Here is a 12814-nt window from a genome sequence, read left to right as displayed (position 1 = left end):
CTTACGCCCGGTGTTGCCTATGCCCAGCGTTGCCCTCAGTTGCAGACCCGCCCCAGCAGTTTGGCTTTACCGCCCGATGTGCAGCAAGCTTTATCTTCCCGCCTCGACGATAGAACGGCGACGCTTCCTCAGCAGCTGCCCCCTCTGGTAATGCCTCAGAAAGAGCCACTGTACATACTCAACGGCCGGCTGATGCCAGCCTCGTTCAGCACGAAAGAACTAGCTCTCAGATCAATCAGCAAGCTTCGTTTTACGAAAAGTAGCAGGGTTATGCGGCGCTACGGGGCCAACGGGCAGAACGGAATCATTTTCATTAAAACCAAACCTGGGGCCAGGCAGCGCTAAGGCCGTATCTTACGCTCCTTACGTCTCAGCTATATCTTACCCTAGTATGAAACGCCACCACACCATGTGTCACGAGCTGTAGGTACCAACCTACAACTCCAATGAAACAACCCAAAAAGCGCTGGGCCTGGACGGCCCGGCAGCGCGGCCGGATTCGGCTCTACAGCAGCTGGCACTACCAGCGTTACCAACCCGACCGGTTCCTTCGCCAGCTACTTTGGAACCGCCACCGGATGCAAACCCGTATGGCGCTGCACCAGATTCGGCAGGGCGCCGAGGAGACGGAAGTCCAGTTTCCGTATCAGCATAAGCATAATGGTCATTGGCTGTGTGACTAACCAAGAAGGGCTGCCTGGGTAGGCAGCCCTTCTTGGTTGAAAGAGATTTTTATAGGCAAGAGAGCAGTTGCTTGATGAAAGCAACAGAACTTCAAAAAGCTCCGCTTCTGCTACGCTTCACTATTTATCTGAAAGTATTCCCATCTATTCCAATCCAAATTTATTGAGGTTTGAAAGCAACATTCGCCTCCATCTTCAATAGCAATGGTATTGATTTGCCAATCTTTGTAATCGCCAGTAAAGGCACTTATATGGACTATTTTCTCGCCATGTACATTATTGGTAATAACCAACTGCTTTTTATATCTACTTAAGTCAATCATGTGTGGCTTATAAAAGACATCAGAAGGATCGTATGATGGGTTCTGCTTATATCTTTCCAGTTTGTTCAAATTATACACCTCTACCGCCGCGTTCAGCAGAATAGCCAACCTCCTCAAATCACTCGTAGACAAGTAGAATGGAGAGCTCTCAGACATGACTGCAAATGGCTCTAAATCAACCTCAGTATAGTTAGTGACAACTAGTTGCGGTTGCTTTACTTGTTGTTGCTGACAGCCGAAGAGCAAGAGCAATCCTAGGGATACATACTTTTTCATGCACAACTGATTACAAAACACAAATAGCGGCGGGCCTCCGAAGAAACCCGCCGCTACCAAAGTATTCAAATTCCGAATCCGCTACGCCTTCGACGTGAGCGTGATGAACGGGATAATCACCTCCTCCAGGGAGATGCCGCCGTGCTGGAACGTGTCCTTGTAGTAGTTCACGTAGTAGTTGTAGTTGTTGGGGTAGGCGAAGAAATAGTCGCCCAGGGTGAAGACGTAGGCGGTGCTCACGTTTTCGCGGGGCAGGAAAATCCGCTCCGGCTTGCGCACCACGTACACGTCCTTGTCGGTGAAGCCCAGGTTTTTGCCGTGCTTGTAGCGCAGGTTGGTGTTCGTGTTCCGGTCGCCCACAATCTTGAAGGGGCGCTTCACGCGTATCGTGCCGTGGTCGGTGGTGATGATGAGCTTGCCCTTTTTCTCGGCAATCACCTGCAGCATCTCATACAAAGGCGAGTGCAGAAACCACGAGCGGGTGATGCTGCGGTACGCCGACTCATCGGCGGCCAGCTCCCGAATCATGGCCATGTCGGTGCGGGCGTGGCTGAGCATGTCCACGAAGTTGTAGACGATGACGTTGCACTTATAATTGTTGTGCAGGTTGCTCATCTTGCCCAGCAAATCCTTGCCGGCCTGCAGGTTGGTGACCTTGTTGTAGCTGAACTTGTGCTTCTGGTTGGCCTTCTGGAACATGATTTCCATGAATTCGGCCTCGTTCAGGTTCTTGCCCTCGTCGTCGTCGTCATTCACCCACAGGTTGGGGTACTTCTTCTGGATTTCGCCGGGCATCATGCCCGAGAAAATAGCGTTGCGGGCGTAGGCCGTCGTGGTGGGCAGAATCGAGTAGTACATTTCCTCGGTGTCCACCGTGAACAGATCGGCAATGATGGGCTCGAGAATCTTCCACTGGTCGTAGCGCAGGTTATCGATGAGCACGAAGTAGACGGGCGTATCGCCGGTTTCCTTGAGCAGCGGGAATACGCGCTTCTGGAACAGCTCGTGCGACATCATGGGCGCATCGTCGGCCTCGTTGTTGACCCACTCCTCGTAATTGTCCATGATGAACTTGGAGAAGTAGTTGTTGGCCTCGTCCTTCTGCATGTTGAAAACCTCGGCCATGCTCTTGCCCTCGGTTTCATCAATTTCGAGCTCCCAGTACACCAGCTTCTTGTACACGTCGGCCCATTCGCTCGGGCTGAGCCGGTCGCCGAGCTGCATGCCCAGCTGGCGAAAGTCGCGCTGGTAGCTGCTGTTGGTTTTCTCCGAAATCAGGCGCTTGTTGTCGAGCACCTTTTTCACCGAGAGCAGAATCTGGTTCGGATTGACGGGCTTGATGAGGTAGTCGGCAATCTTGGAGCCGATGGCGTCTTCCATGATATGCTCTTCCTCGCTCTTAGTAATCATGATGACGGGCAGCGTGGGCTTCACGGCCTTGATTTCGGTCAGGGTTTCGAGGCCGGTGAGGCCGGGCATGTTCTCGTCGAGGAACACAATGTCGAAATTCTGCTCCTGGACCTGCTCAATGGCGTCGGCGCCGGAGTTGACGCCGGTCACGTCGTAGCCTTTCTCGGTCAGGAAGAGAATGTGGGGTTTCAACAGGTCGATTTCGTCGTCGGCCCAGAGGATGGAGTACCGTTGCATATAAGGATGTTGGGAATCTTGAAAAAGTCGCGCCCGGCTCGCTAGCCCGGCACTTCAGAAAGGAGTCATTCGGCAAGGCTGCCGTCGGCAATTCAGTTGTCCTCAAAGAGGGTGAATGCCGCAAACAGGTTGCAAATGACGTTTCGTAAGTAGCTTTACTCCCAATACCCGGTTTTTGGTTCTGAAAAATTACGGCAAACCGATATTCGGCCGCCTGACTCCGCCGTAAAGAAGTTAAAAAATGTTGAGTTGTGTTTCGTTTGACAGTAGCGCGCAGCTCCAGCTGCGCGTTTTGTTACGACAAATGCGGGCTAACCACCACCACGTTCAACGACGCGCGCAGCCGGAGCTTCGCGCTACAGCCTTCCTCCCTTGAATAAGAAAAAAATCTTCAACGACCCGGTCTACGGCTTCGTCACGGTGCCCACCGAGCTGCTGTTCGACCTGATTGAGCACCCCTACTTTCAGCGCCTGCGCCGAATTCAGCAACTGGGCCTCACCGGCTTCGTGTACCCGGGCGCCCTGCACACACGCTTCCACCACGCCCTGGGCGCCATGCACCTGATGTCGTTGGCCCTGCGCACGCTCAAGGACAAGGGCGTCAAGATTTCGGCCGCCGAGGGCGAGGCTGCCCAGGCTGCTATTTTGCTCCACGACATCGGCCACGGGCCCCTTTCCCACGCCCTGGAGCACGCCATTTTTCACGAAGTGCCCCACGAGCAGCTTAGCTTGTACCTGATGCAGAAGCTCAACGCCGAGCACCACGGGGCCCTGGATTTGGCCATCCGCATCTTCCAGGGCACCTACGAGCGGCCATTTTTCCACCAGCTCGTCAGCAGCCAGCTCGACATGGACCGCCTCGACTACCTCAACCGGGACTCGTTCTACACCGGCGTGCAGGAGGGCCGCCCCGGCGCCGACCGGCTGATAAAAATGCTCACCGTGGTGGATGAAAAGCTGGTGCTGGAGGAAAAGGCCGTCTATAGCATCGAGAACTTCCTGGTCAGCCGCCGCCTGATGTACTGGCAGGTGTATTTGCACAAAACCGTCACCTCGGCCGAGCAGATGATTATCCGCATCATCCAGCGGGCCCGGGACTTGGTGCGCTCCGGCCACGAGGTGCCCGCCTCCCCCGACCTGCACTACTTCCTCTCCAAGCCCGTGAGCCTGCTCCACTTCGCCAAGGACGACACCATTCTGCAGCGCTTCGTGCAGCTCGACGACACCGACGTGTGGAGCTCGGTGAAAATGTGGGCCCAGCACCCTGACAAGGTGCTCAGCTACATGTCGCGCAGCATGCTGGACCGCAGGCTGTTCAAAATCATCCTGCAGAGTGAGCCGTTTGATGATGACTTGGGCTTGGGCGTCATTGAGCTCATTGCCGAAAAGTTTGGCCTCTCACCCCAGGATGCCAGCCAGCTCATGCTGGCCGGGCGCATCAGCAACAACGCCTACGACGCGGCCGGCAAAGACACCATCGACGTGCTGACCAAGGGCGGGCGGGTCATCAACGTAGCCGAGGCGTCCGATTTGCCCAACATCCGGGCCCTGGGCCAGCGCGTGGAGAAGCACTACATCTGCTACCCCAAGGAAATAGCGCACTAACCTAGAACGTCATTCCGAACCCAGTGAGGAATCTCGCGCGCTGATGTTGCAATGCTATCTGATTACCATTGCACGCGAGATGTCTCCCGTTGGTCGACAGGACGTTCTGTTTCCTAATTGCTTCGCTGCTTTGCCGTTAGAACTCCCCACTCCCCTGCCCAAAACCAAGCACCAACTTTTCTCTACTTTTGCGCAATGGAATTTACGGTAGGCCAGATTGCGGAAGTGCTCCACGGCGTCGTTGAAGGCGACGCGACGCAGCGCATTGACCGCTTGGCAAAAATCGAAGAAGCGCAGGCCGGGGCCCTCTCCTTCCTGTCAAACCTCAAGTACGAGCCCCACCTCTATACCACTGGCGCCTCGGCCGTCATCGTCAGCAAAACCCTGACCCTGAAGCAGCCCACCGGCGCCGCCCTGATCCGCGTCGACGACCCGTACACCAGCTTCACTACCCTGCTCGAGTTCTACCAGCAGGCCACCCGCACCGGCCGGCGCGGCGTGGAAGAGCCCGCCTTTATCGGGGCCGGCTCGGTTATCGGCGAAAACCACTACCGCGGGGCCTTTTCCTACATCGGCCAGGACTGCCGCATCGGCCGCGACGTGGTGATTTTCCCCCAGGCCTACATCGGCGACCGGTGCGTCATCGGTGACGGCACCATTATCTACGCCGGGGCCAAGCTCTACGCCGAAACCGTCATTGGGGCCCGCTGCACGGTGCACGCCGGCGCCGTTATCGGCTCCGACGGCTTTGGCTTCGCGCCCCAGCCCGACGGCTCCTACAAGACCATTCCGCAGATCGGCAACGTGGTGCTGGAAGACAACGTGAGCATCGGGGCCAACGCCACCATCGACTGCGCCACGATGGGCTCGACCATCATCCGGGAGGGCTCCAAGATTGATAATCTGGTGCAGATTGCCCACAACGTCGAAATCGGCCGCCACACGGTGGTAGCGGCCCAAACCGGCATTTCGGGTTCCACCAAAATCGGGGACTTCTGCGTGCTGGCCGGCCAAACCGGCATTGCCGGCCACCTTTCCCTAGCCAACCGCACGACCGTCACGGCCCAGTCGGGCGTGGGCAAGTCCATCAAGACCGAAGGCGTGCTGCTGCAGGGCTCCCCGGCGTTTAACCTGCGCGACAGTCTGCGGGCCAACGCCATTTTCCGCCACCTGCCGGAGATAGAGCGCCGCCTCAGCGACTTGGAGCGCACCTCATCCATGCCGGAAAAGTCCTAGCTTTGCAGCCTATTTAGTTGTCAGTTGCTCGTTATCAGTTGTCAGGTCCGTTCTGTGTAGGATGTCCGGTAACTGACAACAAACAACTAACAACCGACAACTCTACGAATGAACGACAAGCAACATACCATTAAGGCGCCGGTTACCGTGAGCGGCATTGGCCTGCACACCGGCGTTTCGGCCAACATGACTTTCTGCCCCGCGCCGGTCAACCATGGCTATAAGTTTCAGCGCATCGATTTGCCCGGGCAGCCCGTCGTGGATGCCGACGTGGACAACGTAGTAGATCTGAGCCGGGGCACGACCATCGAGCAAAATGGGGCCCGCGTCAACACCGTGGAGCACACCTTGGCCGCCCTGGTAGGCTTGCAGATCGATAACGTGATGATTCAGCTCGACGGTCCCGAGCCGCCCATTATGGACGGCTCCAGCTACGAGTTCATCAAGGCTATTCAGGAAGCCGGCCTCGAAGAGCAGAACGCGCTGCGCAACTACTACGAGATTCCCGAGGAAATCCGGTACGTGGAAAACGGCCGGGCCGTGGAAATTGCCGCCCTGCCCCTGAACGACTACCGCCTGACGGTAATGGTGGATTACAACTCCCCGGTGCTGGGCTCCCAGCACGCCTCGCTGACGGATATCACCCAGTTTACAGCCGAAATTTCGAGTTCCCGCACGTTCTGCTTCCTGCACGAGCTCGAAGCTCTCTACAAGTCCAACCTGATTAAGGGCGGCGACCTGAGCAACGCCATTGTGGTCGTGGACCGGGTGGTGAGCGACGAGGAGCTGACCGAGCTGGCCACCATGCTGGGCAAGCCCAAAGTGGCCGTCAAGAAGGAAGGCATCCTCAACAACGTGGACCTGCGCTACAAAAACGAGCCGGCCCGCCACAAGCTGCTCGACCTGGTGGGCGACCTGGCCCTGGTAGGACGGCCCCTGAAAGGCCAGATCCTGGCCGCCCGGCCCGGGCACGCGGCTAACGTGGCCTTTGCCAAAAAGATCAAGAAGAAGATGATGGAGGCCAACACCTCCCCCGTGCCCAGCTACGACCCCAACCGGGAGCCGGTCATGGACATCAACCAGATCATGCAGGTGCTGCCTCACCGCTACCCCTTCCTGCTCATCGATAAGGTGATTCACCTGGATGCTACCACCGTGACCAGCATCAAGAACGTGACCATCAATGAGCCCTTCTTCACCGGGCACTACCCCGGCAACCCCGTGTTTCCGGGCGTGCTGCAGGTGGAGGCCATGGCCCAGACCGGCGGCATTCTGGTCTTGAACACCGTACCCGACCCCGAAAACTACACGCCCTACTTCCTCGGCATCGAAAACTGCCGCTTCCGCAAAATGGTGAAGCCCGGCGACACCATCATTTTCCGCTGTCAGCTGTTATCCCCCATCAAGCGCGGCATCGCCAAGATGAAAGGCCAGGCCTTCGTCAACGGCAAAGTGGTGATGGAAGCGGAGATGAGCGCGGCCATTGTTCGCAAAGAAGCCTAGTTTTTCAATTAACAGTTATCAATTAACATTTAACAGGACGGTACATTTCCACAAGAGAAAGGCTCCGAAACCCGTTAGATGCACTTGGTAATTGTTAAATGTTAATTGTTAATTGATCAGAATGAACCAGCCGCTCGCCTATATTCACCCCGAAGCCAAAATCGCTCAGAACGTGGTAGTGGAGCCTTTCACGACCATTGATAAGGATGTGGAAATCGGGGAAGGCACCTGGATTGGGCCCAACGTGACGATTATGTCGGGGGCCCGCATTGGCAAGAACTGCAAGATTTTCCCCGGCGCCGTGATTGCCGCCATGCCCCAGGACCTCAAGTTTGCCGGCGAGAAAACGACCGTGCACATCGGCGACAATACCGTCATCCGGGAGTGCGTGACGGTAAACCGCGGCACCGTGGACCGGCTCAAGACCATTGTGGGCAGCAACTGCCTGCTGATGGCCTACGTGCACGTGGCCCACGACTGCATCATCGGCAACCACTGCGTACTGGCCAACGGCGTGCAGCTGGCGGGCCACGTCGAAATCGGGGACCACGCCATTATCGGCGGCACCTCGGCCGTGCACCAGTTCGTGAAAGTTGGCCCCCACGCCATGATTTCGGGTGGCTCGTTGGTCCGTAAAGACGTGCCACCCTTCGTAAAGGCCGGCCGCGAGCCGCTCACCTACAGCGGCATCAACTCCATCGGCCTGCGCCGCCGGGGCTTTTCGGATCAGAAAATCAGCGAGATTCAGCAGCTCTACCGCCTGCTCTTCCTCAGCGGGCTGAACAACAACGACGCCCTGGACAAGATTGAGCTGGAGCTGCTGCCCTCGCCCGAGCGCGACGAGGTGGTCAACTTCGTGCGCAACTCGGGCCGCGGCGTGATTAAGGGCTATTCCCGCAACGGCAACGGTGCAGATTGAGGCCAGCGGGCTGGGCAAGCGCTTCGCAAGGGAGTGGATTTTCCGGGGCCTGAACCACGTATTCCGGTCCGGCACGGCTACGGCGGTGCTGGGGCCCAACGGCTCGGGCAAGAGCACGTTGCTCAACACCCTTTCCGGCCAGATTCTACCCACGGAGGGCACCCTGCTGTACTCCATCCAGGGCCAACCCCTGCCCGTGGAAGACGTGCCCCGCCACCTGGCCTACTGCGCGCCCTACCTGGAGCTCATTGAGGAGCTGACCCTGACCGAGCTGCTGGCGTTTCACACCCGCTTCAAGCCCCTGCGCCCCGGCCTCACGCCCACCGGCCTGATTGAGCTGATGTACTTGGAAAAGTCGCGCCACAAGATGGTGCGGGACTTTTCCAGCGGCATGAAGCAGCGCCTCAAGCTGGCCCTGGCCCTCTACGCCGACTCGCCCCTGCTCCTGCTCGACGAGCCCACGACCAACCTCGACCGGACCGGCGTGGAATGGTACCTAGAGCACGTGGCGGCCACCATAGCCGGCCGCCTGGTTATCGTCAGCTCCAACGTGCCCGAGGAGTACAGCTTCTGCCAGCAGCAGCTCAGCGTGACGGATTTTGGGGCTAAAGCCGCCCGCTAACGGCCGCCGCTTTTCCCAATCCCGGCTTACAACATTATGTGCTGCCGCCCAGGCCGCGGCCGCCCGGCCCGTAGTATTGGGGTGGAACCGGCTGGAGCGGGCTATTCGGGGAATACCAGGGGCTTACGGCCGTTTTGCCGGCTCCAGCCCGCGTGGTGGCGTTGCCGCTGGCCAAATGTGGCGCCGGGTGCCACGGCTGAGCTGAGGATTTTTTTGGGCGTTTTGGCAACTAATTTTCCGCTTCCGCAATTAACCCAAACCCGTGGCACCCGTATCTTCGCAGCCGGAGCCTGCTTCGTTTGTTTACTTATCTTTCCCCACTTTACCGCCCCTGACAAGGCCATGAAACAATACGACGACCTCGACGACGACTTCCTCGACGATGACGATGAACTGGATACTTTCGCCAAAACCGGCGGCAGTAAAACCCGCGGCAACGACGAAGACCGCCTTAGCGCCAAGTACGCCGACTATCTGATGTGGCGCGACACGGGCTCCTCCCACGATGAAGCCCTGGACCTGGCCAGCATGACGGAGGAAGAGTACACCACGGCCGAAGCCGCCGAAGATCCGGACGGCAGCGGGGGCTTCTCCAGCCTGGATGATGACGACGATTTTGACGACGATGACGACGAAGACTCGTTCGGCGGCAGCAGCCGCGGCCGGAGCTCCCGCTTCGCCGATGATGACGACTTTTAGAATCTAGTTGTTGGTTGCTAGTTGTCCGTTGTTCGTTCCGGACAACCCCAGCCAAGACCTAAAACAGCAAGGCCCGCCTGAAGCATTTCAGGCGGGCCTTTCGTTTTATAAAAACGAACAACCAACAACTAGCAACCGACAACTAAGCCTTACCCCTGCTTGCCGCCAAATACGCGGCGCAGCAGCTCGGTAGTGCGGGCCACGGGGTTTTCCCGGATGTTGGCCTCTTCCTGGGCAATGAGGGTGAACAGGCCGCCAATGGCCTTGTCGGTGGCGTACTGGTTCAAATCAGTTTGCACGGGCTTCACCAGCGGAATCATGTTGTAGCGCGTGGTCAGGTCGGTGTAGTAGCGCGTGGCGTTGACCTTATCCAACGACTGCTGAATGATGGGCTTAAAGGCCGTGGTCAGCTGGGCCGTGGTGGTGCGCTTGAGGTAGCTGGTAGCCGCGTCCTTTTCCCCGGTCAGGATGCCCCACACGTCCTTAAACGTGAGGCTCTTGATAGCCGACAGGAAGATCGGCTTGGCGCTTTTGGCCGCATCTTCCGCCCCGCGGTTCAACGACAGCTCAAACTTATCGACCTGGGAGCCCAGGCCAATGGCCCGCAGCGAGGTGGCCACGCGCTGGGCATCGGGCGGGAAAGGAATCCGGATGAGCCGGTTCAGGTAAAAGCCGTCCTGCCGGGAAGCCTGGTCGGCGCCCTTGGTAATACCCTGGGTCAGGGCTTCCTTCAGGCCCATCGCGGCCTCGTTCTGGCTTACGCTGCCCGAGCCGGTCGTGGTACCGGTTTTAGCGGCCGTGCCGACTTTGTTGGTCAGGATCTGGCCAATCTTAGATAAGTCGAAGCCCTGGGCGGAGGCGGATAAATTAACGGCCAGGCTGGCCAAAACGAACAGAAGAGCAGCTTTCTTTTTCATGGTGCGCGGAAGCGAAATGCCCGGCCAACCGGCCGGCGTTGGCAGTAAAACACAAACCAGACCAATTTCCTCCAATTCGGGAGCCGGCGCTTGGAATGAAAAAAGCCCAGCTGGTTTAATCGACCAGCTGGGCTTTTCCCTCGACGCTTAGCGCCGGTATCTATTTGCCGAAAGCGCGCTTGAGCACGTCGGAGCCCCGGGCGGCGGCGTTCAGGCGGATGCGGCCTTCTTCCTCGGCCATCAGGGTAAAGATACCGTCGGAGGTTTTCTGGGCGGCGTAGGCCGTCAGGTCGGCGTTGATGGGCGTCACCAGCGGAATCTTATTGTAACGGGCTACCATTTCCTTGTAGAGCTTGGTGGCGCCGGTTTGCTCCAGCGACTGCTGCACGATGGGCGTCAGGGCGGCTACCAGCTGGGGTTCGGTGTTTTTGTGCAGGTAGAGCGTGGCCGCGTCGGGCTCCCGGGTCGTGACCAGGGCCATGGCGTCGGCAAAGCTCAGGTTTTGCACGGCCCCGAGGAAAATGGGCTTGGCCTGAGCGGCGGCGGCCTCGGCCCCGCGGTTCAGGGCCAGCTCAAAATTATCGACCAACGCGCCCATGCGCAGGCCGCGTAGGGTGGTCGAAACCAGCTCGGCCTCGGGCGGAAACGGGATGCGGATATCGGTGTTGGCGTTGAAGCCGTCGGTGGAGCCGGCAATGTCGGTGGCCCGGGTGATGCTCTGGGTCAGGGCCTCGCGCAGGCCGGTGGTGGCTTCGGGCAGCGTGAGCGGGGCCGGCGGCGTCACCACTGGGGTGGTAACCTTCGTGGTGGTCTTAGTCGTGGTTTTGACCGGCGTTTTCGCCGTGGTTTTGGCGGGCGTTTTGGCCGTGGTTTTAGTGGTGGTAGTTTTTTTGGCCGTAGTCTTGGTTTGAGCCTGAGCTACGGAAGTGCCGGCCAAAGACAAAGCCAGGGCGGCAACGAGAATGCGAAAACGCAACATAGAAGGAGAAAAAGCGAAAAACCTGAGGCCCTTAGTGAGCGTCTTATCCGCGTTGGCCCCAAATTGCACCAAATTCCCTCTCCTTCCTAACTCCGGTTCCATGCCCCACATTCCAGACGCAGAAATCATCACCATCGGCGACGAGCTCCTCTATGGCCAGGTCATTGATACCAACTCCGCCTTTATGGGCCAGGAGCTGGGCAAGCTCGGCATTCGGGTCCGGCAGATTACCAGTGTTTCCGACCGCGCCGACGAGATTGTGCAGGCCCTGGACGCGGCCCGCACCCGGGCGCAGGTGGTGCTCATCACCGGCGGGCTGGGCCCCACCAAGGATGATTTGACCAAGAACATCCTGACCGAGTATTTCCACACCGAGCTGGTGCTCAACGAAGCCTCCCTGCGCGACGTGGAGTCCATTTTTGCCCGCTTCAACCGGCCCATGCTGGAAGTAAACCGCCAGCAGGCGTATTTGCCCGCCTCGTGTACCCCGGTGCGCAACGTGGTGGGCACGGCCCCCGGCATGTGGTTCGAAGACCAGGGCGTGGTGTTTGTGAGCATGCCCGGCGTGCCCTTCGAGATGAAGCGCATGATGACCGACACGGTGCTGCCCCGCCTCAAGCGCCACTTCCAGACCCCGCCCATCGAGCACATCGTGGTGCAGACCGTGGGCCTGGGCGAATCATTTCTGGCCGAAAAAATTGCGGCCTGGGAAGATGCCCTGCCCACTAATATGAAACTGGCCTACCTGCCCTACCTGGGCGGGGTGCGCCTGCGCCTGACCGGCTCCGACGACGGGCAGCCCAACCTGCGCCCCCGCATGGAAGCCCGCATGCCCGAGCTGCGGGCCCTGCTCGGCGACCATATTTTTGCCGAGGGCGAAATACCTCTTGAAGCCGCCGTGGGCCAGCTGCTGGCCGAGCGCGGCCTCACCCTGGGCACGGCCGAGAGCTGCACCGGCGGCTACGTGGCCCATAAGCTCACCAGCGTGACCGGTAGCTCCCGCTATTTCCTGGGCAGTATTATTTCGTATCATAACGACATCAAAGTCAGGGAGCTGGGCGTGAGCACCGAAAGCCTGGCTGCACACGGGGCGGTGAGTGAGGAAGTAGTGCGGCAGATGGCCGAAGGCGCCCGGCGCCGCCTGGGCGTCGACGTGGCCATTGCCACCAGCGGCATTGCCGGCCCCGACGGCGGCAGCGAGGAAAAGCCCGTGGGCACCTTCTGGCTGGCCTACGCCGACGAGCACCAAACCGTGGCCCGCAAAATTACCTTCAACCGCGGCCGGCAGCTCAACATCGAGTACGCCACGACCAGCGTGCTGAACCTGCTGCGCCAGAGTCTGCCCCGGCACTAAGGCCCCCTTTTGCCCCCGTTCTTTTCTGGACCGGGGTCAGTCATTCCTCGG

12 protein-coding genes are annotated in these 12814 nt (G+C 58.9%); 8 read left to right on the top strand and 4 right to left on the bottom strand.

Annotated features, from left to right (window positions below):
- The first annotated feature begins 446 nt into the window (after positions 1-446).
- Positions 447-683: a hypothetical protein gene (locus tag CLV45_RS07945; protein WP_100335826.1), complete on the top strand. Its 237-nt coding sequence runs from the start codon at positions 447-449 to the stop codon at positions 681-683.
- A gap of 110 nt (positions 684-793) precedes the next feature.
- Here the strand turns inward: CLV45_RS07945 and CLV45_RS07940 are convergent, their stop codons facing one another.
- Both CLV45_RS07940 and porX read right to left on the bottom strand, forming a co-directional pair.
- Positions 794-1282, bottom strand: coding sequence for a hypothetical protein (locus CLV45_RS07940; RefSeq protein WP_100335825.1), 489 nt, complete (start codon positions 1280-1282; stop codon positions 794-796).
- Between the two features lie 81 nt (positions 1283-1363).
- Entirely contained in the window at positions 1364-2929 is a 1566-nt protein-coding gene (gene porX, locus CLV45_RS07935) for a T9SS response regulator signal transducer PorX (protein ID WP_100335824.1), read from the bottom strand.
- 372 nt (positions 2930-3301) lie between these two features.
- Here porX and CLV45_RS07930 point away from each other — a divergent pair, with 372 nt between their 5' ends.
- From CLV45_RS07930 to CLV45_RS07905, 6 genes are all read left to right on the top strand, one after another.
- Positions 3302-4534 (top strand): HD domain-containing protein, encoded by a 1233-nt coding sequence (locus CLV45_RS07930; protein WP_100335823.1) that lies wholly within the window; start codon positions 3302-3304, stop codon positions 4532-4534.
- Positions 4535-4729: 195 nt separating this feature from the next.
- On the top strand, positions 4730-5770 hold the full coding sequence (gene lpxD, locus CLV45_RS07925; protein ID WP_100335822.1) for a UDP-3-O-(3-hydroxymyristoyl)glucosamine N-acyltransferase: 1041 nt from the start codon (positions 4730-4732) through the stop codon (positions 5768-5770).
- Between the two features lie 108 nt (positions 5771-5878).
- The gene (locus tag CLV45_RS07920; RefSeq protein ID WP_100335821.1) at positions 5879-7273 is read left to right on the top strand and encodes a bifunctional UDP-3-O-[3-hydroxymyristoyl] N-acetylglucosamine deacetylase/3-hydroxyacyl-ACP dehydratase; all 1395 of its coding nucleotides are present in this window, start codon (positions 5879-5881) and stop codon (positions 7271-7273) included.
- Positions 7274-7394: 121 nt separating this feature from the next.
- Positions 7395-8192 (top strand): acyl-ACP--UDP-N-acetylglucosamine O-acyltransferase, encoded by a 798-nt coding sequence (gene lpxA, locus CLV45_RS07915; RefSeq protein WP_100335820.1) that lies wholly within the window; start codon positions 7395-7397, stop codon positions 8190-8192.
- Entirely contained in the window at positions 8182-8814 is a 633-nt protein-coding gene (locus tag CLV45_RS07910) for an ABC transporter ATP-binding protein (protein ID WP_100335819.1), read from the top strand. Before lpxA ends, CLV45_RS07910 begins: the two co-directional genes overlap by 11 nt.
- Positions 8815-9156: 342 nt before the next feature.
- Positions 9157-9513 carry a hypothetical protein gene (locus tag CLV45_RS07905; protein WP_100335818.1) on the top strand — a complete coding sequence of 119 codons (357 nt, stop codon included), beginning with the start codon at positions 9157-9159 and terminating at the stop codon, positions 9511-9513.
- 149 nt (positions 9514-9662) lie between these two features.
- Here CLV45_RS07905 and CLV45_RS07900 read toward each other — a convergent pair whose 3' ends face one another.
- Complete coding sequence (locus tag CLV45_RS07900) at positions 9663-10430, bottom strand: DUF4197 domain-containing protein (RefSeq protein ID WP_100335817.1); 768 nt, start codon at positions 10428-10430, stop codon at positions 9663-9665.
- A gap of 160 nt (positions 10431-10590) precedes the next feature.
- Positions 10591-11409, bottom strand: a complete 819-nt coding sequence (locus tag CLV45_RS07895; RefSeq protein WP_100335816.1) for a DUF4197 domain-containing protein — start codon at positions 11407-11409, stop codon at positions 10591-10593.
- Positions 11410-11509: 100 nt separating this feature from the next.
- On the opposite strand from CLV45_RS07895, the gene CLV45_RS07890 reads away from it, so the two are divergent.
- Positions 11510-12763, top strand: coding sequence for a competence/damage-inducible protein A (locus CLV45_RS07890; RefSeq protein ID WP_100335815.1), 1254 nt, complete (start codon positions 11510-11512; stop codon positions 12761-12763).
- The last annotated feature ends 51 nt before the right edge of the window (positions 12764-12814 follow it).

Origin of the sequence: Hymenobacter chitinivorans DSM 11115 (assembly GCF_002797555.1) — a bacterium.
Classification (GTDB): Bacteria; Bacteroidota; Bacteroidia; order Cytophagales; family Hymenobacteraceae; genus Hymenobacter; species Hymenobacter chitinivorans.
The sequence above is the reverse complement of the archived record's forward strand: the minus strand, read 5'-3'. Positions and strand labels throughout refer to the sequence as shown.

Excerpts from the sequence above, each read along its gene's own strand:
- CLV45_RS07940 (WP_100335825.1), bottom strand. The coding sequence starts at position 1,282 with ATGAAAAAGTATGTATCCCTAGGATTGCTCTTGCTCTTCGGCTGTCAG.
- CLV45_RS07920 (WP_100335821.1), top strand. The coding sequence starts at position 5,879 with ATGAACGACAAGCAACATACCATTAAGGCGCCGGTTACCGTGAGCGGC.
- CLV45_RS07905 (WP_100335818.1), top strand. The coding sequence starts at position 9,157 with ATGAAACAATACGACGACCTCGACGACGACTTCCTCGACGATGACGAT.
- lpxD (WP_100335822.1), top strand. The coding sequence starts at position 4,730 with ATGGAATTTACGGTAGGCCAGATTGCGGAAGTGCTCCACGGCGTCGTT.
- lpxA (WP_100335820.1), top strand. The coding sequence starts at position 7,395 with ATGAACCAGCCGCTCGCCTATATTCACCCCGAAGCCAAAATCGCTCAG.
- CLV45_RS07895 (WP_100335816.1), bottom strand. The coding sequence starts at position 11,409 with ATGTTGCGTTTTCGCATTCTCGTTGCCGCCCTGGCTTTGTCTTTGGCC.
- CLV45_RS07945 (WP_100335826.1), top strand. The coding sequence starts at position 447 with ATGAAACAACCCAAAAAGCGCTGGGCCTGGACGGCCCGGCAGCGCGGC.
- CLV45_RS07890 (WP_100335815.1), top strand. The coding sequence starts at position 11,510 with ATGCCCCACATTCCAGACGCAGAAATCATCACCATCGGCGACGAGCTC.
- porX (WP_100335824.1), bottom strand. The coding sequence starts at position 2,929 with ATGCAACGGTACTCCATCCTCTGGGCCGACGACGAAATCGACCTGTTG.
- CLV45_RS07900 (WP_100335817.1), bottom strand. The coding sequence starts at position 10,430 with ATGAAAAAGAAAGCTGCTCTTCTGTTCGTTTTGGCCAGCCTGGCCGTT.